Source organism: Roseiconus nitratireducens (genome assembly GCF_008629675.1).
GTDB classification, from domain to species: Bacteria; Planctomycetota; Planctomycetia; order Pirellulales; family Pirellulaceae; genus Stieleria; species Stieleria nitratireducens.
In genome coordinates, this window is record NZ_VWOX01000004.1 from 215,866 (window position 1) to 237,158 (window position 21,293).

The 21,293-nt window shown below is 61.5% G+C and carries 15 protein-coding genes; 14 read left to right on the plus strand and 1 reads right to left on the minus strand.

The window, feature by feature from the left end; genetic code table 11:
• Window position 1 precedes the first annotated feature (1 nt).
• The 3 genes from FYK55_RS08765 (at window position 2) to FYK55_RS08775 (ending at window position 3,475) form a co-directional block, all read left to right on the plus strand.
• On the plus strand, window positions 2-790 hold the full coding sequence (locus tag FYK55_RS08765) for a flagellar biosynthetic protein FliR (protein WP_150076023.1): 789 nt from the start codon (window positions 2-4) through the stop codon (window positions 788-790).
• Window positions 791-796: 6 nt separating this feature from the next.
• Window positions 797-1,555, plus strand: coding sequence for an EscU/YscU/HrcU family type III secretion system export apparatus switch protein (locus FYK55_RS08770; RefSeq protein ID WP_150076024.1), 759 nt, complete (start codon window positions 797-799; stop codon window positions 1,553-1,555).
• A 345-nt stretch (window positions 1,556-1,900) separates the two neighbouring features.
• Window positions 1,901-3,475 carry a 2-isopropylmalate synthase gene (locus FYK55_RS08775; RefSeq protein ID WP_150076025.1) on the plus strand — a complete coding sequence of 525 codons (1,575 nt, stop codon included), beginning with the start codon at window positions 1,901-1,903 and terminating at the stop codon, window positions 3,473-3,475.
• A 105-nt stretch (window positions 3,476-3,580) separates the two neighbouring features.
• Here FYK55_RS08775 and FYK55_RS08780 read toward each other — a convergent pair whose 3' ends face one another.
• The gene (locus FYK55_RS08780; protein WP_150076026.1) at window positions 3,581-5,413 is read right to left on the minus strand and encodes a glucuronate isomerase; all 1,833 of its coding nucleotides are present in this window, start codon (window positions 5,411-5,413) and stop codon (window positions 3,581-3,583) included.
• Window positions 5,414-6,001: 588 nt separating this feature from the next.
• On the opposite strand from FYK55_RS08780, the gene FYK55_RS08785 reads away from it, so the two are divergent.
• From FYK55_RS08785 to FYK55_RS08835, 11 genes are all read left to right on the plus strand, one after another.
• Entirely contained in the window at window positions 6,002-7,579 is a 1,578-nt protein-coding gene (locus FYK55_RS08785; protein WP_150076027.1) for a S1C family serine protease, read from the plus strand.
• A gap of 484 nt (window positions 7,580-8,063) precedes the next feature.
• On the plus strand, window positions 8,064-9,215 hold the full coding sequence (locus tag FYK55_RS08790; RefSeq protein WP_150076291.1) for a formylglycine-generating enzyme family protein: 1,152 nt from the start codon (window positions 8,064-8,066) through the stop codon (window positions 9,213-9,215).
• A 376-nt stretch (window positions 9,216-9,591) separates the two neighbouring features.
• On the plus strand, window positions 9,592-10,611 hold the full coding sequence (locus FYK55_RS08795; protein ID WP_150076028.1) for an aspartate-semialdehyde dehydrogenase: 1,020 nt from the start codon (window positions 9,592-9,594) through the stop codon (window positions 10,609-10,611).
• A 3-nt stretch (window positions 10,612-10,614) separates the two neighbouring features.
• Window positions 10,615-11,391: a tRNA pseudouridine(38-40) synthase TruA gene (gene truA / locus FYK55_RS08800; RefSeq protein ID WP_150076029.1), complete on the plus strand. Its 777-nt coding sequence runs from the start codon at window positions 10,615-10,617 to the stop codon at window positions 11,389-11,391.
• Between the two features lie 206 nt (window positions 11,392-11,597).
• Window positions 11,598-13,079 carry a serine/threonine-protein kinase gene (locus FYK55_RS08805; RefSeq protein WP_235908537.1) on the plus strand — a complete coding sequence of 494 codons (1,482 nt, stop codon included), beginning with the start codon at window positions 11,598-11,600 and terminating at the stop codon, window positions 13,077-13,079.
• A gap of 150 nt (window positions 13,080-13,229) precedes the next feature.
• Complete coding sequence (locus tag FYK55_RS08810; protein WP_150076030.1) at window positions 13,230-14,126, plus strand: FHA domain-containing protein; 897 nt, start codon at window positions 13,230-13,232, stop codon at window positions 14,124-14,126.
• A 177-nt stretch (window positions 14,127-14,303) separates the two neighbouring features.
• A complete protein-coding gene (locus FYK55_RS08815; protein WP_150076031.1) occupies window positions 14,304-14,852 on the plus strand; it encodes an NYN domain-containing protein in 549 nt (182 codons plus the stop codon).
• A gap of 404 nt (window positions 14,853-15,256) precedes the next feature.
• The gene (gene serC, locus FYK55_RS08820) at window positions 15,257-16,369 is read left to right on the plus strand and encodes a 3-phosphoserine/phosphohydroxythreonine transaminase (protein WP_150076032.1); all 1,113 of its coding nucleotides are present in this window, start codon (window positions 15,257-15,259) and stop codon (window positions 16,367-16,369) included.
• A gap of 89 nt (window positions 16,370-16,458) precedes the next feature.
• Entirely contained in the window at window positions 16,459-17,637 is a 1,179-nt protein-coding gene (locus FYK55_RS08825) for a phosphoglycerate dehydrogenase (protein WP_150076033.1), read from the plus strand.
• A gap of 21 nt (window positions 17,638-17,658) precedes the next feature.
• Window positions 17,659-18,909, plus strand: coding sequence for an FG-GAP repeat domain-containing protein (locus FYK55_RS08830; protein ID WP_150076034.1), 1,251 nt, complete (start codon window positions 17,659-17,661; stop codon window positions 18,907-18,909).
• Window positions 18,910-19,186: 277 nt separating this feature from the next.
• Window positions 19,187-21,277 (plus strand): flagellar biosynthesis protein FlhA, encoded by a 2,091-nt coding sequence (locus FYK55_RS08835; protein ID WP_150076035.1) that lies wholly within the window; start codon window positions 19,187-19,189, stop codon window positions 21,275-21,277.
• Window positions 21,278-21,293 lie beyond the last annotated feature (16 nt).

Genomic DNA, 21,293 nt, shown 5'->3' on the forward strand with positions numbered 1-21,293 from the left:
GATGGACCAGGAAGTCATTGCATCGCTGGGCCAACAGTGGTTGTGGGGCAAGGCCGTACTCGGTCTGCTGATCGCAGCGCGTCTCGGCGGGATGATTGCGGCGATGCCGATGTTGACAACCGGGCTGCCGTTGCGGTTTCGGATTCTGTTGGTCGCCCTGATGTCTTTGCTGATAATCCCCGGCGTCGGTCCGCTGGTCCTGACGGATTTAACGGCATCCTCGATAGCCGACGTCGGGATCGCGGCGGGGCGAGAACTGATCCTGGGGATGGTGATGGGCGGCGTGGTGCAGTTGCTGATCAGCGGCATTCAGGTCGCGGGCGAACTGATCACCGTGGCCGCCGGATTGCAACTTGCACAATCCGCGGACCCGTCCACCGGCGAAACGGTCCCGCACCTGTCGCGTCTGGTCGGACTGTTGGTGATGACAATCCTGTTGGCCAGCGGCGGACATCGCCTGCTGATCGATGCCGTCCTGAGCAGCTTTCAGCACCTGCCGCCGATGTCGGCATCGATCGACACCACGATGTTCGAATTGGTCGTCGACCACCTGGCAATCGGAATCGAGTCGGGTCTGAGAGTTGCCGCACCCGTAGTCGCCTGCGTGCTCTTGACCAATCTGTTGGTCGCGTTGATCAGCCGCACCGTTCCGCAATTGAATTTGATGGCGGTCGGATTGAACTTGAACGTGTTGGCGGTGTTGGTGGTGACGGCGTTGACCGTCGGATCGGTGGGAATCGTGTTCGAGGCAGAATTAGCTGACGCGGTCAGTCACTTGAGCTTTCGGTAAGCGAACATGTCGGAAAAGATCCATCCACCAACACCGCGGCGACGGCAACAAGCGAAAGAGCAGGGCAGGGTACCCCGCAGCGGCGAAATGGTTGCGGCGGGATCGCTGCTGGCAACCACCGGACTGCTTGCCTGGTGCGGACCGGCGCTGGCCTCGGAGATGATGGAGTTGATCGGCCAGTCGATGCAGCAACCGCGGATCACGCTGGACACCGGAGACTCGCCGATCGATGGAGCGTTCCGATTGATCGTTCGATCCGTCTTCGCCTTGGGCCTGTTGGTCGCCCCGATGTGCCTGGCAATGATGATGTGCGCCGTCGCGTTCAATCTGCTGCAAACCGGATGGGCGGTCACCCCGCGTCGACTTCAACCGTCGTTGGAGCGTCTCTCCCCGGGACGCAAGGCCGGCGAGTTGCTTTCGGCTCGCACGTTGGCCGGCTTTGGAATCCTGTTGCTGCGGCTCGCCGCGCTGATCGCCACGTCCGTCTACCTGATTCGCGACTGCCTGCCGGAGATTGCGACGCTCGCCCAGCGTCCGCTGCCGGAGAGTGCGGCATCGGTTTTTCACATGATGGTCCGCTGTTGCGGATGGGTCGGCACGACGCTGCTGATCTTCGCCGTGCTGGATTACGCCCTGGCGTGGTGGCACCACGAGCGAGATCTGATGATGAGCGAACAGGAGCTGCGCGAGGAATTGCGCAACAGCGAAGCGACCCGTCACCCATCGCCTCAAGCCCGAACCCGGCCGGTGCAGCCCGTGTCCTGATCCCCGGGAGGAGGAAAAGGGGACGGGGGTCAATAGTGCAAAGCGCCCGAAGCGATGGGCCGTTCCGGCTATTGACCCCCGTCCCCTTTTCCGACCCGGCTGCCCGTGCGTTGCGACTTGACCGCCGCCCACCCGATGACGTAAAGTTCTGGCATGATGATTTCGCTGCTAAGCCTGCTACGACTACTACTGTCGCCCCACGGGCGGGAGATGAGGGTTTGTACGCACCGCTAGCACGGCGGCATCTGTGACAAAACAGCGTGAACCCGAGTCCCCCGCGGACTCGGGTTTTTTTTGTGCCTGCTGCGATCAATACTATTGAATCAATTTCCTCAGGAACCACCCATGGACTCCACCGAATCCTCGACCGCGACCGCCGCGGCGGCGACCCGCGAAGCCGCTCCACGCCAGATCCGGATTTTTGACACGACGCTCCGCGACGGCGAGCAATCGCCGGGGGCGAGCATGAATTTGACCGAGAAGTTGGAGGTGGCGCATTCGCTGGCCGACCTGGGTGTGGACGTCATCGAAGCCGGTTTCCCGATCGCGTCGCCGGGCGACTTCGATTCGGTCAAGCAGATCGCCGAATCCATTCGCGGTTCCACGATTTGTGGGCTGGCCCGATGCGCGGAGAAAGACATCCTGCGCGCCGCCGAGGCGTTGCAAAATGCCGAACAGGGGCGGATCCACGTGTTTCTGGCGACCAGTGCGATCCATCGCGAATTCAAACTGCGGATGACGCCCGATGAAATCGTCGATCGCGCGGTCAACGGCGTAAAGTTGGCCGTCAGCAAATGTGCTGACGTTGAGTTTTCTCCCGAAGACGCTTGCCGCACCGAGCACGATTTTCTGTGTCGTGTCGTCGAGGCCGCCATCGACGCGGGCGCCACCACGATCAATGTCCCCGACACCGTCGGTTACGTCACGCCCGAGGAGATCTTCAAAATCTTCCAAATGCTCCGCAACCGCGTCCCCAACATCGACAAGGCGGTGTTGAGCACGCACTGCCACGACGACCTGGGAATGGCGGTGGCCAACAGTTTGGCAGCCGTCGCGGCCGGCGCCGGGCAAATCGAGTGCACGATCAACGGGATCGGCGAACGGGCCGGCAACGCAGCGTTGGAAGAGGTCGTGATGGCGATGAAGACGCGCAGCGATTTCTACCACTGCGCGACCCGCATCGATTCCAAACGCCTGGTTCCCGCCAGCCGCCTGGTCAGCAAAGTCACCGGGATGAGCGTCCAACGTAACAAGGCCATCGTCGGCCGAAATGCGTTCGCCCACGAATCCGGGATTCACCAGGACGGAATGCTCAAGGAACGAAGCACGTACGAAATCATGTCACCGGAAGAAGTCGGGTTCGCCAAAACCGACTTGGTGCTGGGAAAACACAGCGGTCGTGCCGCTTTGGCCGACCGCGCCCGAACGCTGGGATTTCATTTGGCCGGTGAGGAACTGCAACAGGTGTTTGAACAGTTCAAAGTGTTGGCCGATAAAAAGAAAGAAATCTACGACGGCGACATCATCGCACTGGTCCAACAACAGATCAGCAGCGGACAAGGACAACGCTGGTCCCTGGTCGACTATCAAGTCACCAGTTCCAAGAGCTCCACGCCGGAAGTCAAACTGACCCTGTCCGACGGCGTGGAAACCAAGTCGGCCGAAGTCACCGAAGGCGATGGACCGATCGATGCGGCTTTCTGGGCGGTCGAACAGATCACCGGGATCAAATTGGTGTGCAAGGACTTTCGCGTTCACAGTGCCACGCTGGGGCGAGACGCCCAGGGCGAAGTCAACTTGGAAGTCGAATATCGCGGGCGTTTGTACCGCGGCGTGGGCGTCAGCACCGACAGCGTCGAAAGCACCATCCTGGCGATCTTGAATGCCATCAACCGGATCAACCCTGACGATCCCGAGTGACGCGTCGCCGTTTCCGTCGGCTTGCGCCGACGGCAGGGGGCCGTCGGCGCTGCGTGACTGGAGTCAGTGAAGCGAAGAATCGAAGACACGGCGCGGGCGTCAAGCCTACGACTTTTCCCTGTCGTCGTCTTCCTCACTGACCGGGAACTGCAACTCACCGGTCAGCGGATCGGGATGCAGCAACATCGAATCGCTGTCGGGCGTGAACTTGCCGTCTCCGGTCAGCGGTTGGATCGGCGACTCGGGGCTGAACGGCTCCGACGATTCATCGATCTCGTCCGAGTCCAAATCGCCGACGTCCAGCGGCATCGGGTCGATCTCGGTTTCCAAGGAAGTCGCTTCCATCGACGAGAGCATTTCGGCGACCTGCGCGTCGGCCACGTCGGCATCCTGTATCTCCTGGTCGGTCGGGACCGGGTCCAGGTCCGAATCGGACTGCAGAAACGCTTCCTGCTCGGAGACTTCGGTGTCCAGCCCCAACTCCTCGCTGCTGGTTTCCGACGTCGCCTCCACCGGTGACGCGGGCGTCGATTCCTCCGAGGAATCCGATTCCGACGGATCCAGCGCCAGCGTGGCAACCGGCGATGCGTCACCCGCCTCCACATCCGACTCCGGCAGCTGGTCGATCAACGGCGAAGGAAAGATCTCGTCGACGTTGCCACGCAGCACCTGGCGTCCCAGTTCGATGGCCTTCTCCTCGCTCCATCCGTTCTCCCCGACGAATTCGTCAGCCAACACGCCGGCCAGAATCCAACGGTACATGTCGAACTTGGGCAGGACAAATTCCAGCTTGTAAGCGTCGCTGTAGTAGGCGACCTGCTTGTTGCGCGGGACCGCTTCCAGCCTGGCCGCGGCATCGCGGCGGATGAACGACGGCGTGTTGCTGTACCACCAGTGACCGTTGGTGTAGACGTTGGGGAATATCCAGCTGTAGCTGACCAATTCCTGATTGGTCACGCTGGCCAACACCGAAACCGGAAACTTGACCTTCGGAAAGGCGTTGAACAGTTCGCGATACTGAATCAACGAAACACGACTGTCATACAAATCGCGTCCCTGGTGCACGCCACCCGGATAGACACCGCGGTTGACGCCGATCATCAGATCGAATGGCAAACCGTATTCGTCGCAAAGCTCGGCCAGCGTCCAGAACACGCGCCGCGAAATCGCATCCTGGTTGGCCGGATCGGCCGCGACGCCTTCGGACAGCAGCTGGTCCAGGGCTTTCTGAGCTCGTCCATCGCCGACCATCGTCGGCTGGAACGTCGGCGGAATCGAAATGGCGCACGCCCGGGCACCGCCCGCGACGAAGTGTTCGAACCGCTGCTGCAAGCTTTCTCGCAGCGACGCCAACGATCCATCCAGGGACACACCGCTGGCGGCTTCCAATCGCTGCCGCACCTCCGGTTTGGCCAGGTGAAACACCAGGTCATCGGTCCGCAAGCAGGGGATGTAGGTGCTGGAGTCGAATCCCTGCAGATCGTCGTCGAAGTCGTTCGTCAAGAAAACGGCTTCGACGTTGCTCTGGTCCAACACCATTTGCGGCCAGTCGGCCGAACGCATCTTTGCTTCGGCCGTGTCGTACAAATGTTCCCAATTATCCGGTGTGATCGCGTCGTCTTCGAAGTCAAAGAATTCTCGGCAGATCCGCAGCAACCAGTGATAATTGGCGGTGTTAGAAATGTGGCCCAGCCCGTGAGCCATCCGCCCGACCAGTTCTCGCGGCGAGATTCCCGGCTGCTCGATTTCTTCGCGCGGCATCCCGGCGGAATGAACCAATTCGGTGTAGTAGTGATATCCCAGAATGTCCGCCAGAGTGTGCGATCCGGGATCATGCGGATTGATGTGCGTGTGGGGATCGATCAGACGAATCGAGGCGATCGCCTGGTAGATGGTCTCGCGTGCGGCAACAAGTTTTTGAGACGTGATGGAGGCCATGGGGACTCGATGAACAGGGCGGGAAGTTCAAGACATGCGGTGCGTCAACGTCACATTCTTGGATCGTCCATGGAATGGAAACGGGGAACCAAAAACCAAGTGGCCCGTCGGGTGCTTGGCATGATGGATCAAAAGGGCGTTTGCGAACGTGCCCCGCTTCCGTTCCAACCAGCAAGCAAAGATTTTGGGTGTGACACGACATGAGCCAAACTGGACAGGATACCCCCTCGGCTCGCGTCGGGACAATCGCACCGAAACAGCCCCGGCCCGAAAGACGCCGCTGGGGGTGCTGCGTTTTCACCCTCCCTGAGCAGCAGGGTGCGTTCGAACCGGTTCCCGCGCGGTTTGCAGCCCCCACGGCGGGTGATCCGCGGGAACGGGCCGAAAAGGCAGACTTTTCAGTGCTTGGCCGACCAAATTCGGCCCCGCGTTGCCAAAGCATCGAAAAAAATCGCCGCCGCAAGGTCCTCCGCGCTACAATGGTACCGCTGTCTCCGGACTGGCTGGATCCACACGGGCTGGCCCCACTTTGGCTGGATCCCCACTGTCTGGATCCGTTCGGTTCGTCCCAGGGAGTTTGACCCAAACATGGATCACTCACCACGAAGATTCACGCCCGAGCCATCGGTCGACGGGACGCAACCGGTTCAGAGCCAGCCAGCGGAATGCCGTCCGGAACCGCCCCATCCCGCGTTGCCACCGATCCTGCCGGACGTCTCTGCACACGAAGTTTCGGCAGACATTGCTTCGGCAGACGAGACCACCGCCAGTGATCCGGCGGAAGCTCCACCCCGATTGTCGTTTGAGGCGATCGACGTGGCCGCGGGAGCGGATTGCGACCCATCCAACGGTGATCACCTGCTATCGCAGCACGTGCCGGCCGAAGCCAGGTTGGCCGAACACAGGTTGGCCGAAGTCAACCGGTCGGCAACCGCTCTGACCGAATCGGCCGCGGGCGAGCCACCCATCGAAGTCACCCTGGACGATGTCGTCTGTGAATCGGCTCCGCGGACGATCCCCGCGCCGCGACGCGGTGAACCGATCTTGCACTCGCTGGTGCTGCTGGCCACCATCCTGATCATGCTGGGCGCCGCACGGTTCGTTGTGCCGGGCATTGTCGAGGAGATTCGCTATGCGCAACACCGCGGGCAACTGCGTGCGGAGTTCGAAGTGGCAAGCGAAGGTTTGCGAAACGTTTCGCTGGACACGCTCAGCCAGGCTTACCAGATGGTGACGGCTGCGGCCGGCCCCAGCGTGGTGCACATCAACGTCACCCGCAACTCCGATCCCGGCATGCGTGGCGTCAACTATCGGGACTCGGCTCCAATGCCGGTCTCCGACCAAGGCAGTGGTGTGATCGTCGACCCCGCAGGATTTGTGCTGACCAACCGGCACGTGATCGCTGACGGCGAGGAGATCGAAGTCACGCTCAGCGACGGCCGGACGGTCGTGGCCTCGGTCACCGGCACCGATCCCGTGACGGACCTGGCCGTGCTCAAGATCGATGCCGATCGTCTGATCCCCATTCCCTGGGGCGACAGCGAACGGATCCGCGTGGGATCGCCGGTGTGGGCCATCGGCAGCCCCTTCGGACTCGATCGCACAGTGACCTTTGGCATTCTGAGCGGGAAGCACCGCGTGATCCGTGCCAGCGAGCGCTACCAGGATTTCATGCAAAGCGACGTGGCCGTCAATCCGGGCAACAGCGGCGGCCCGCTGGTCGATTCCAAAGGCACTTTGATCGGCATCAACACCGCGATTGTCGGCGACACCTACCAGGGGGTCAGCTTTTCGATCCCCAGTGCGGTCGCCAAAAAGGTCTACGAACAAATCCGCAAATCGGGATCGGTTGCCCGCGGCTGGCTGGGTGTCTCGCTGGAAGAAGTACCCGACGCCTTGGTCGCCGGCGACAACTACCGCGTCCGCGGGGCCCGGGTCGATTCGTTGGCCGACAACGGCTCCGGAGCCGCCAAAGCCGGATTGCAACCGGGCGACATCATCGCCAAAGTCGATGCGGAGCCGATCCGGGATGTCCTGCACCTGATTCAAGTAATCGGCAACGCGATGGCCGGCACCCAGGTGCGTCTATCGGTCATCCGCGACACCCAGCAGTTCGAAGTCGACGTGCTGTTGGGCGAACGGCCGGCCCCCCTGGTGCTCCGGTAGGCTCTGTCTGAAAAGTCGGACGAGCGGATAAGGGGCCCTCGCAGCTGGATTTCAGACCGAAGCTGAAAAGCCAGCATCACTTTCGGTCAGCCGCCTGTCGCTAGCCGCGGGTTTTCCCAATCGAAGGAATCGAAAAAGTGGAGATCCCGCTCTATACTGTCAGCGCAGGTGTTTTTTGCCGATTTTGAACCACCGCCTTTGAACCATTGCCCGGGTGCGATCATCGCGGTGGCCAAGCATCGCCACCGGATCAGCGAACGCCTTTGCGAACCCCACGGAGTGCTCGCGGTTCCCCCCGCGGTCGCTCGGACGCAACTTGCATCCGCCATTTGAAGGCCCCGGCCACCTGGACGTCGCGGACGACTCGGACCGAGTCGGTCACCCGCGAAACAACTCATTCGAACCGAAATCCCATCGCAGGAACGATCTTACCGTGACCACGACACGAGCCCTCGCTCTGCCCCTTGTCGCCGCCGCTGGCTGCATGTTGCTGTTCCCGATCACGTCCCCGGCCCAGACGGCCACCGCCGAGGTGCCGGGGATCAGCGCCGAAAAGCCGTCCGAAGGACCGTCGGTCAAAGTCGATGAGGGCTACATGGTTCCGTACACCTTTCGCGTTCCCGGGACCGACAAGACCGTCGAAATGATTCCGGTACCGGGTGGTGAGTACCTGATGGGCAGCCCGGAATCGGAAGCCGATCGGCGCGACGACGAAGGGCCCCAGATCAAGGTCACCGTCGATCCGATGTGGGTCTCCAAGACGGAAGTGACCTGGGGTTTGTACAAGGAATACATGAACCTGTACGGGATCTTCAAACAGTTCGAATCCAGTGGAAAACGTCCGGTCGACGACTCCAACAAGGTGGACGCGATCACCGCGCCGACGGAATTGTATGACCCCACCTTTACTTACGAGTACGGCGAAGAGCCCAATCAGCCCGCGGTCACCATGACCCAGTACGCCGCCCAACAATTCACCAAATGGCTCAGCCTGATCACGGGCAACCAGTACCGCCTGCCGACGGAGGCGGAATGGGAGTACGCCGCGCGAGGCGGCACCAAGACGGCCTATTCCTGGGGAGACGAAAGCGACGACATCGACGATTACTCTTGGTACTTCGACAACGCGGACGAAGGGCAGGTCGATGTGGCGTCCAAGAAGCCCAATCCCTTCGGGCTGTACGACATGCACGGCAACGTCGCCGAATGGACCGTCAATGCTTACACGGAAAACGGCTACGAAGACTTTGCCGACAAGGCGCCGCTGAATGCGACCGATGCGGTCGTTTGGCCCGACCAGCCGTCTCCCTGCGTGGTCCGCGGCGGCAGCTGGGAAATGGATCCGGAGGACTTGCGCAGTGCCGCGCGTCTGCCGTCGGACGACGAAGAGTGGAAATCGGAAGACCCGAACTTCCCCCGCAGCCCGTGGTGGTTCACCAGCGATCCGGCCCGCGGCGTGGGCTTCCGGATTTTCCGCTCGTACAAACCGCTTCCCAAAGAGAAGATCAGCAAGTTTTGGGAAGCCCAGTCCGAAGACGTCATGCTGGATGTCCAGTCGCGACTGGACGGCGGCCGCGGCGGCTTGGGATTGGTTGATCCCGAGCTTCCCAAAGTGATCGAAGCGATGAAGCAATAGCGCAAAGCGATTGCGATCGCAAGGGATGTTCCCCGTTTACCTTCCCTCCGGCGGTGTCGCCGAGGCTTTGCGACGACGCGGGGAGGTGAAGCAGGACCAGACTCCGGAATTTCGGCAAACGACGCCTGTGGGTTGGCGGAGCTCGATCGCTGACAGGAAACATCGTCATAGCGATTGACGGTGGCGGCGATCCGAGTCCAATACGGCAACTGCCGCCAAATCGCCCGCTTGTCAGCTCGCCAGCGTTTCAGCTTGCCAGCGACCGCCGGCGAACCTGCCGGCCCGCCGACCGCTCAGCCTAACCAACCGATCGCCTTTCGCCCCGCGTCACGGTTGATCCTGTCCGCCCAACCTCCATTTACCCCCTCTCAATTCCGTGTACGAAACCCTCGCAGTGGTCGGCGCGACTGGCGCCGTCGGACGCATCGTTTTGCAACAATTGGTCGATCGCGATTTCCCCTACAAGCGCTTGAAGCTGTTGGCATCCTCACGTTCGGTCGGCCAGGAAGTCCGGGTCAAGGATGAAACGGTGCGAATCGAATTGCTTCAGCCCGGCGCGTTCAAAGACGTCGACCTGGTCATCGCCAGCACGCCGGACGAAGTCTCCGCCGAGTTCGCGCCCTACGCGGTCGAAGAAGGGGCCGTGGTGGTGGACGAGAGCGGCTACTGGCGGATGGATCCCAAAGTCCCGTTGATCATCCCGGAAGTCAATCCGGACGCGATCAACGATCACCAGGGAATCATCGCCAGCCCCAACTGCAGCACGACCCAGATGGTCGTGGCGTTGGCGCCGCTGCACCACGCGGCGACTGTCAAACGCGTGGTCGTCAGCACCTATCAAGCGACCAGCGGAGCCGGGCTGGCCGGGAACGTCGAACTGGAAGCCAGCACCAAAGCCATCTTGAACGGGCAAGCGCCCAAGTCGGAAACCTTCCAGCATCCGATCGGATTCAACCTGATCCCACAAATCGGCAGCGAGAAGCACGAGGGATACACCAGCGAAGAAATGAAGATGGTGTACGAGACCCGCAAGATCCTCGGCGACGACCAAATCCAAGTCTGTCCGACGGCGGTTCGCGTTCCCGTGACCGTCGGCCACAGCGAATCGATTTTGGTGGAGACCGAGAAACCGCTTTCCGTCCAACAGGCCACGGAATTGTTTCGATCGGCACCGGGGATCACCGTCGTGGATGACCTGCCCAACCACGGCTACCCGATGCCGCGTGATTGCGACGGCAAGGACGACGTGTTCGTCGGGCGAATCCGACGCGACATCAGCGGCAACGGAAACAGCATCGCGTTCTGGTGTGTCAGCGACAACCTCCGCAAGGGTGCCGCGACCAATGCCGTTCAAATTGCCGAGTTACTGCAGAAGTCCGTCGCTTCGGCCAACTGATCGGTGACGCGGACTTTCTGTCTGACCATCGCCTACGACGGGACGGACTACGCCGGCTGGCAGGTCCAACCCGGTCAGCCGACGATTCAGGGAACGCTGCAACAGGCGATCAAGAAGGCGACCGGTCACGATGTGACCGTGACCGGTAGCGGTCGCACCGATGCCGGCGTGCACGCACTCGGCCAAGTGGCAAGCTGCCGTTTTCCGGTCTGGACGGCATCGGCCGACGCGTTGCTGAAAGCGATCAATTCTCGGTTGCCATCGTCGGTCGTCGTGACCGAGGTCCGCGATGCGCCGCTGGACTTTCACGCGATCCGCGACGCGATCGGCAAACGCTACCGCTACCAGATCCAGGTGCGTCGGCAGCGCGACCCCTTCCAGCACCGGTACCGCTGGCGTCTTCGTCGCGAAGTCGACCTGGATGCGATGTCCGAGGCAGCCGCCAAAATCATCGGGCATCGCGACTTCGCCAGCTTCGAATCCGCCGGAGCGCGTCGCAAAACTTCCGTCCGAGATGTCCGCGATTGCCAATTGATTGTCTCAGAAGACTTCCAACGCAGCGGCCATCTGGCCGTCGAAGTGGAGGCCAACGGCTTTCTTTACAACATGGTCCGGAACATCGTCGGGACGCTGGTGGAGGTCGGCTTCGGAAAGCAGCCGCCGGCGTGGATCGACGACGTGCTTTCCAGGCAGGACCGGATCTTCGCCGGTCCGACCGCCCCCCCGCAGGGTCTGTTTCTGAAAGAAGTTTTCTACCAGCCGTTCCAGCCCTCCGATTGAAGGGCCCCCGAAAGCACCACGCTTTGTGACTGAAGTCGCGGAAGCTGCGGCCGCCCCCAACTACACCGGATCGACACTCGCCTTTAACAATTCCTTAACGGAATCCGGTGCCCGATGCTCAATAATGTGGCCGACCTTTAAAAGTGCGGCATGATGCGCAAGTGTGACCGGATCGAGCTCGCGGAATAGCAGAACAGCAATAGACCATGTCGGTTGAAACCACCGTGCAAGAACCGGTTCTCGACGACGCGACTCGCGATTTCGTGCGTCGTGCGCTGCATGCGGGTCTGGTCGAATTGGACGACATCAAAAAGGTCGTCGTGTCTTTGATGACCGAGGACGTGCGGTTCAATCCCGAGCGTTTGGCCGAAGGTTTGGTCGGCGCGGGGATGCTGACTCCCTGGCAGGCGCGCAAACTGCTCGCCGGAAAAGCCCGAGGGTTTCATCTAGGCAACTATCGGCTTCTGCGGCCGCTCGGACGCGGCGGCATGGGCGTCGTGTTCCTGGCCCAGCACTCCGTGATGAACCGCTTGATGGCCTTGAAGATTCTGCCGGCCGAAGCATCTCGCGACGCCCGGCGAATCGAACGGTTCAAGGAAGAAGCTCGTGCGTCGGCCAAGTTGGAACACTCCAACATCGTCCAGGCGTACGACTTCGCCGAGTCCGACGGCAAGCTGTACATCGTGATGGAGTACATCGAAGGGGTCGACCTGCACCGAGCGATCGTTCGCGACGGCGTGATGTCGCCGGCAACGTCGTTGGACGCAATCATTCAAACGACCGATGCGCTTGCCCATGCCCATCAACGCGGCATCGTGCACCGGGACATCAAGCCGTCCAATCTGCTGCTTCGCTCGGACGGCACAATCAAGGTCAGCGACATGGGGCTGGCGCGGATCGGCTATTCGGCCGCCGACTCCGATGCGCCCAATCGGTTGACCGGCACGGCAGACTTCATCGCACCGGAACAGGCGATCGACAGTCACGCGGTGGACGCCCGCGCGGACATTTACTCGCTGGGCTGCACTTGGTACTTCCTGCTGGTCGGCAAACCGCCCTACACCGGGGCGAACGTCGCCCAACGGTTGGCCAAACATCAGACGGCAGCGGTTCCGGCGGTTTCCGACAAACGCTCCGATTGTCCCACCGCCATCAGCCAGCTGATCCAACGGATGATGGCCAAGCGTCCCGAGGACCGTCCGGCTTCGGCCGCGGAACTCTTGACGCAGCTCAAACGCATGGCCGGGTCGCAACCTTCCCGCTCCGAATTGGCCGACCGCGATTATTCGGCCGCGGCGCCCCTGATCGTGGACGACTCTTCCAGCTTTGGTTCATTGGACGACAGTGGCCCGGTCCGCAGCGCCGGCTCGAGTTCGATGGCTGAGGTCGGCGAAATTGACTTCGGATCCTTGCCGCCGATGGATTCGTTTGCACCGGCCGCTCTTCCTGTCTCGCCCCTGACGGCGCCTCCTCAACCGACGACAAAGAAGAGCAAATTTGCCTCGGCAAGCACCGAGGGCGACTCCAACCAAAGCATCCTGCTGGGCGTCGGGCTGTCACTGTCGGTTCTGGCACTGCTGGTCGTTCTGGGCATCACGTTTTTCCAGATGACCCGGGAAGACACCGCCAATCCGAAATTGAAATCGGTGGAGGACGGGAAGGGAAACGTGATTGTGATCGGCCAGTGATCGGGTGTTGTTTTGCGAGTAAGAGGATGTGGTGAAGAACTTTGCTGCCCATCGCACGGGGAGAATGTTCCGGCTAAGCTTTCCAACAGCAGTTCCCGGTGGCCGCCGCACGTCGCGGACGTCCATGCACCCGATCGTAAGTCATTTCCAATGTCCGTCGAACTGATCATCACGCAAGGTAGCAATAAGGGGACGGCGGCGCCGATTCACCCCGGCTATTACCTGGTGGGTCGACACAAGGAATGCCAGATTCGGCCCAAGAGCCGTTCGGTCAGCCGACGCCATTGCCTGTTGCTGCGCAATGACGACGGCGTTGGCGCGCTGGATTTGAAGAGCACCGGCGGCACGTTCGTCAACGGACAGCGGATCGAGCCTCACCAGTGGTGCGTCTTGAGGGACACGGATGAGATCCGATTCGGCAAGGTGGCTTTCACGGTGTCGATCCGCGAACCCGCCCTGGCCGGCGGTCCACTGGAAACCGACGCTCGATCGCAGGGTCGGCCCGCGACCGAACCGGCGGGCACGCCGCGCGACATGCCACCGGCATCCTGGCAGAATTCGGAAGTGGCCGAGTTCCTGGAAGAAGAAGACGCCGCTGCGATGCAGCAACGCTATGCGGCAATCCGAGGCGACGATGATGCCGCGTCCGATCGCCGCGGATCGGGGGCGGCGGCGGACGATCTGCGAGAAGACGACGACCTGAGCGTCTTTAACGACACACCGCTGGAAAAGGACGTCTCGCACGACACGTTCATCGGGGACCTGCCCGATGACGAAGAATCGCCGGCCCCCGACGAAGTGACCACTTCGAAATCCATCGAAGTCGATTCCAAACCGCGGAAAAAGCTCCCACGCAAACCGATCGACCCGAAGACCTACAAACGGGCGGCAAAGCGCTCGATCAGTATGCCTTCGCTCTCAATGTCCCTGGATTGGAAGGTGTGGGGCGCGGTGACCTTGGTGATCGCCACTCTGAGCCTGTTCGGCTACCAGATCTACCGTTTTCAGAACGGGCCGGAAATCGAAATCCGCGAGAACCTGGACTGATCCCACGCGGTGCATCCCGCGACCCGCCGCTTTGCGATTTTGGGTTGTCGCCAGTTGGAAGCCGAATTCGCTGCTTCGGAGTCCTGCCCCGACTTGAGCCAACTTGACAGTGGGTGCTGTGGCGGTTTTGGTTAGGTGCGGCCGATTTCCCGTCACCTTCCGCTTACCCGTCGCGTCATGTCGCTGCTGCTCCTGATCGACGGGTACAACCTGTCCCAACCGATCGCCCCGTCCTCGGCACCGCCTCCGGGTTGGCTGGAGAACAACCGCCGGGTGTTGCTCCGCGACCTGACCAACCATCTGCCCGATGCGGTCCGGGATCAGACCTGCGTGGTGTTTGATGCCGCCGACCCTCCCCGAGATCGACCGGATCGCTACACGCAGCAGGGGATCGACATTCAGTTCGCGGTCCGGCACGCATCGGCCGACGAGTTGCTCCAGGAGATCATCCGCGCCCACCACACCCCCAAACGGCTGATGGTCGTCTCCTCGGACCATCAGGTCCAGCTGGCCGCGAAGCGCCGGGGAGCGAAATTCTTTGACAGCCAGCCCTGGCTGGATGACCTGACCGACGGCAAGCTCCACTTGGCCGTCAAACTGCCGCAGCCGCCCGGCAACCCGTCAGATCAAGACGGCGGGGCAGGGCAGGGTACCCGACAAAAACCCGGCCCGGTTGCACCGGAGGAGGTTTCCGATTGGCTGCGGGAATTCGGCTTCGAAGACTGACTGGACGGCGACACTTTCATTCAAAAACACCGTGATTTGCGGTGCAATGAACGGCGTGGCGTTAGTCGCCGGTCGAAGCGGGACAAACCGCGGCTCAGCCAACGTGCGAAAACCCGCGGCTAGCGCCAAGCGGCGCACCCAAAGTGGCTCTTTCCGGCTAAGGATCCTCCGTTTCGGCGGAGCATTTGGGTGGGGATTTCGGGAGGCGGTTCCGGGCACGGGTTTCGGCGAAATGCGGCGGCCGGCACGGCCGGGGCGCGGGCCCTTTATGGCGTTCTCCATCCGACCTCCGCGACGCTGCTCCTTCCGCAGTCGCCTTGCGCGTCATAGAATCCCGGTCCCGAACGGCGATGCCGGGCGACCGCACTGCCACCTCACCCCCCAATCGAAAATCCGTCGATTCGATGACTGCAACTGCGACCAACCAACGCGCGTACAACTTTTCCGCTGGCCCCGCTGTCCTCCCCGTCCCAGTCCTGGAGGAAGTCCGCGACGAACTTCTGTGTCTGCCGGGAGCACGCAGTTCTTTGTTGGAGATGAGCCATCGCGACAAGCAGTTTGTCGACATTTTGCACGACGCGGAGAATTCGCTCCGATCTCTGCTGGGGATCGGTGACGACCACGCCGTGCTGTTCCTGCAGGGCGGGGCGGCGCTTCAGTTTTCGATGATTCCCGCGAACCTGTTGCGGGGCACCGGGAAATCGGCTGCCTACTTGCAAACGGGAACTTGGGGCAAGAAGGCCATCGCGGAAGCCAAGAAAGAAGGTGATGTTTCCATTGCCTACGACGCCAGCGGGTCCAACTTTGATCACACCCCGGGCAGCGGTGACTACAACGTCCCCGACGACGCGGCGTACCTTTATTACTGCAGCAACGAAACGATCCAGGGAGTTCAATTCCAAAGCGAACCTCCGTGTCCGGGCTCGGTTCCGCTGGTGTGCGACGCCTCCAGTGATTTCCTATGCCGCCCGCTGGACATGGAGAAGTACGGCATCCTGTACGCATGTGCCCAAAAGAATGCCGGACCGGCCGGGGTCACCGTGGTGGTGATCAAACGAGACCTGCTGGGGATCGGCAGTGACAAGCTGCCCGGTTACCTGAATTACAAGAACCATGCGGACAACGATTCGGAATGGAACACGCCGCCAACCTTTGCGATCTACGTGTTGGGCAAAGTTGCCAAATGGCTGGCAAACGATGTCGGCGGTTTGGACGCGATGGAACAAGCCAACCGCACCAAGGCGTCGCTTCTGTATGACGTGATCGATGGGTCGGGCAGGTTCTACACCGGACATGCGCGACCGGAAAGTCGTTCGATCATGAATGTGACCTTCACATTGCCCAACGACGACTTGCAATCGAAGTTCATTTCCACCGCGGCGGAACACGATTTGGTGAACCTGAAAGGTCACCGCAGCGTCGGCGGAATTCGCGCCAGCATCTACAACGCGATGCCGCTGGACGGTGTCAAAGCGCTCGCCGGCTTCATGTCCGACTTCGCTTCAAAGAACGCCTGATGCCCGATCGGCGTCGCCGGCGCGCCGCCCGCGTTGCTCTTCATCTTCGCCGGCCGACTTCCCCACCCTCTCCCTGTTTTTCTTTCCTGATGTACAAAATCCTGACGCTCAACAACATCTCGGTCAAAGGCCTTTCGCGACTTCCGCGCGAACAGTACGAGATCTCTTCGGACACCACGCGTCCTGACGGAATCCTGCTCCGCTCGTTCAAAATGCACGACATGGAGATTCCGGATTCGGTCGCCGCCATCGGACGTGCCGGTGCGGGAGTCAACAATATTCCGGTCGACCAAATGACCAAGCGGGGCGTGCCGGTCTTCAACGCCCCCGGGGCCAACGCCAACGCGGTCAAGGAATTGGTCCTCGCGGGCTTGCTGATCGCGTCGCGGAACATCTATCCGGCGATGCGGTTCGCCGGGACCCTGGAGGGAAGCGACGCCGAAATCTCCGCGGCCGTGGAATCGGGCAAGAAACAGTTTGTCGGATCCGAGTTGCCTTCGAAAAAGCTGGGAATCATCGGACTCGGGGCTATCGGCATCCGCGTCGCCAACGCCGCCAGCGCGTTGGGCATGAAGGTCATCGGCTACGATCCGCTGATCTCGGTGGAGAACGCCTGGAAACTGTCTCGCAAAGTCCAACAAGCGCTCAGCCTGGATCACTTGTTCTCGCAGTGCGACGCGGTCAGCGTGCACGTCCCGCTGCTCGACGCCACCCGCGGTCTGGTCAGCAAAGAGCGGATTGCGATGATGCCCGACGGCGGCACCATCGTGAACCTGGCTCGGGGCGGCATCTGCGACGACGAGGCCGTTCTGGCCGCGCTCGATTCGGGAAAGCTGAACGCCTACGTGATTGACTTTCCGACCGCGGCCCTGCTGAAGCATCCGAAGGTCGTTTCCTTTCCGCACCTTGGTGCGTCGACAGAAGAAGCCGAAGAAAATTGCGCGATCATGGTTGCCGACCAACTGCGTGAGTATCTGGAAGACGGCACCGTCCGCAACTCGGTGAACTTTCCCGAAGCGGTCATGCCGCGTGACGGAAAAGGCAGCCGAATCACGATCGCCAATGCAAACGTTCCCAACATGGTCGGCCAGATTTCGTCCATCCTGGCGGGCGCGGGTTTGAACATTGCCGACCTGTTGAACAAGTCACGTGGCGACGTCGCGTACACCGTGATCGATCTCGACGGCGGCGTCGAAGATACCGTGCTGGAGAAACTGGGCGCGATCGAAGGTGTGCTGACCGTCCGGCACCTTCCCGGCAAACCCTGACCCCGTTTGGAAGTCCGTCCCATGCACCCGTTCACACGGCTGACCTCGATGCGTTCGCTTGGACGGCAGATGCAAACGGTCACGCTGATCTTCGTCGGGTGTGTTGCGTGTTTGGGACCGACGCCACGTGGTTGGTCGCAAACGCCGTGGCGCCGCCACGCCATCGATGACCAATTCAAGGGCGCCGACGGCGTTCGCTTGGCAGATTTTAACGGGGACGGGTTGCAGGACGTCGTCACCGGATGGGAAGAATCGGGGTTGGTCCGTCTTTACCTGCACCCCGGCGCCGACGCCGTGACCGATCGCTGGCCCGCCGTGACCGTGGGACGAGCCCCGTCGCCGGAAGACGCGGTTGCGTGCGACATTGACGGGGATGGAAAACTGGATGTCCTCAGCTGCCACGAAGGCAAACACCGTCAAGCAATCGTCCATTGGAACGACGCGCCGGACAACTCCACCGAACAGTTGCTGCGGCGCGAACATTGGAACTCCGATCAGTTTCCGCAACTGGACGGCATTCAATGGATGTTCGCGCTTCCACTTGGTGAAATCGATTCGCGACGGTGCATCGCGATCGGTTCCAAAGGCAAGGATGCATCCATCACCTTGTTGGTCGCCCCCAGCGACGTTGCGGATGAGACGCCCCAAGCGAAACGCGACTTGAACCGCTGGACGGCGATTCGACTCCGCCCGGTCGGCTGGATCATGTCCCTTCGAGCGCGCGACATGGACGACGACGGTGACCTGGACATCGTGTTCAGCGATCGCAAGGGACCAGCACGACGCGTCGGATGGTTGGAACAGCCGTCGGACCTGCAAACCGCTTGGACCGAACACGGGGTCGGCGGTGACGGCGCCGAAGTGATGTTTCTGGACATCGATCAGGACCGCGTCGTCGTTGCCACACGAAAGTCGCACATCCTGGACTGCCGACGCGTCGGCGCACCGAACGATTCCCGCTGGCGAGTCTCGTCCATTGAAAACCCGCCCGGCGTGCCTTTCGGCAAGGCCGTCGCGCTGCTGCCGGAAGGCCGGATGCTGATGACGGCCAACACGAACGCCAGCCCGATCCGCGATCAGCCCGGCATTTGGATTCGCAGTCCCGGCGGTGAGTGGTCCGTCGTTGACCCAACGACCGAAACCAAGTTCGACCGAATGGAAGTGATCGACTTGGACGGCGACGGCGACCTGGACGTGATGACCTGCGAGGAACGTCGAAATCTGGGCGTGATCTGGTACGAAAACCCCGGGCAGGATTCTGGGAATCACTAGTGGTGCTTCCAGATCCGCCGTCAGGCACAGCCTGACCTACCGCTTGGGGTGAGCCGAGGGTTTCCTCGCCTCCAACCGGCGGCTAACGTCTTGCCGCTCTTTTCACCGCAAATCAACGTGGTTTTTGATTGGGCTGCAGGCGACGGTTTCACGGTGTTTCACGAACCGATTGGCTGGCGGGTCTTGCGCGGAATCATCTGGACCGGCCGGAGCGGATTTGGGTAGTGTCGTCTTTGACCATCCAGATGACCGCTCCAGCCCACCAGAAGGCCCGGAAGTGCCGCCGATCGACCGCTACCGACCGCTCCTGCTTCCGATCGGCATCATGGCCTGTCTGGTGGTCATTTTGTTGCCGCTGCCGACGCCCGTGATGGATCTGCTGCTGGCAGGCAACATCGCGCTGGCCGTGATCATTCTGCTAACCACGCTGCACGTTCGATCCCCGCTGGAATTCAGCGTGTTTCCGACGCTGTTGTTGGCGACCACGTTGTCTCGGCTGGTTCTGAACATCGCCACCACGCGGCTGATTTTGACGGGGGCTGCAACCGGCGGGGAAGATGCCGCCGGCGGTGTCGTCCGCACCTTCGGCCAATTCGTCGCCGGCAACCAGGTGGAGGTCGGGCTGATTCTGTTCCTGATCCTGGTCGTCGTCCAGTTTGTGGTGATCACGAAAGGCGCGACGCGAATCAGCGAGGTCGCCGCCCGTTTCGCTCTGGACGGCATGCCCGGGCGGCAATCGGCCATCGAAGCCGATTTGAACGCCGGGAACATCGATCCGGAAACGGCGTCCACCAAACGCGAGCAGTTGGGCGCCGAAGCCGACTTTTTCGCGGCCATGGACGGTGCTGGAAAATTTGTCCGCGGTGATGCGATCGCCGGTCTACTGATCACCGCCATCAACATCGTTGGCGGTTTGTACTTGGGCTTGTTCGTGTACGGAATGCCGGTCGGCCAAGCTGCATCGGTGTTCACGCGTTTGACCATTGGCGACGGCCTGGTCAGCCAGGTTCCGTCGCTGCTGATTTCCTTGTCGGCGGGATTCCTGGTGACCCGCGGGACGCGACCAACCGAACTGGGCGACAACTTCGTCCGGCAGCTATTTGGACAGTCCCAGGCGATGTGGATCGCCGGCGTTTTCTTGGTGCTGCTGGTCGTGACCGGATTGCCCCCGATTCCACTGCTGCTGCTCGGTTCGGGGTGCGTTCTGATCGCGACCACGCTGCGGCGAAGCGAACGCGAGCAAGAACACGCGCGACAACGTTCACGCGAGGAACAAGCGGCCGCCGAATCCGCCACTCAGAAACGTGTGGAAGACTTTTTGACCGTTGATCCGTTGGAAGTCGCGATCGGCTTGGGATTGCTGCCATTGGCGGATCCCAGTCGCGGCGGCGACCTGATGCAACGGATCGCCGGGTTGCGAAACCAAATGGCCGCCGAAATTGGGATCGTGTTGCCGAAAGTGCGTGTCCGTGACGACGCCACACTGGGCGACCAGGAATACGAAATTCGCCTGTTCGGCGACTTCGTTGCCCGAAGCGAGTTGCGGATGGACAAGTTGCTGGCGATCGGCAATGGCCAAACCACCGGGACGCTGCGTGGGGACGTGGTTTCCGAATCGAAAGCCAACGCACGTGCCGTCTGGATCGATCCGGCGGATCGGGAACAGGCGTTGATCTACGGATACAAAACTCAGACCGCGCCGGGCGTGCTGGCCGACCACTTGGAACAGGTCGCGCGGGCTCACGCGGACGAACTGCTTTCGCGTGATGCGACCAAGCACCTGCTGGACGAACTGCGCCAGATCGCCCCGGCGATGGTGGAGGAACTGGTTCCAGGCGTGATGGGTGTGGCGGACGTGCAAAAAGTCTTGCAGGGGCTGCTGCGGGAAGCCATCCCGATTCGCCAATTGAGCCTGATTCTGGAAGCGCTCAGCGACGCGGCGCGCGTCACCACCGAGACCGAAGTCCAAGTGGAATACGTCCGCCGTCGGCTCAAACGGACCCTCTGTTCCGGACTGCGTGACGCGGACCGCGTGCTGCGCGCGGTGGCCCTGGATGACTCCGTTGGAAGCAAGTTGATCGCGCAGGCAGCAACGCATGCCGGCGGCGAGCAGGGCAGGGCAGGGCGGTCAGCAAACATTTCGCAAGACGTCACTTGCAACGTGATTCGTCAAGCGGTTAAGAACCTAATCGATCGAGGATACCCACCGGTCATCCTGGTCGCCCCATCCTTGCGGCGCGACGTCAAGCGTGCCGCCGATGCGATGGGGATTTGGGCTCACGTCCTTTCGACTGACGAAATCACCAGCGACACCGAACTGGAAGTTCAGCCCCTCGCCTCTGCCCATCACGCGTCCTCGGCCGCCTGACCTGTCGATCGCCTTT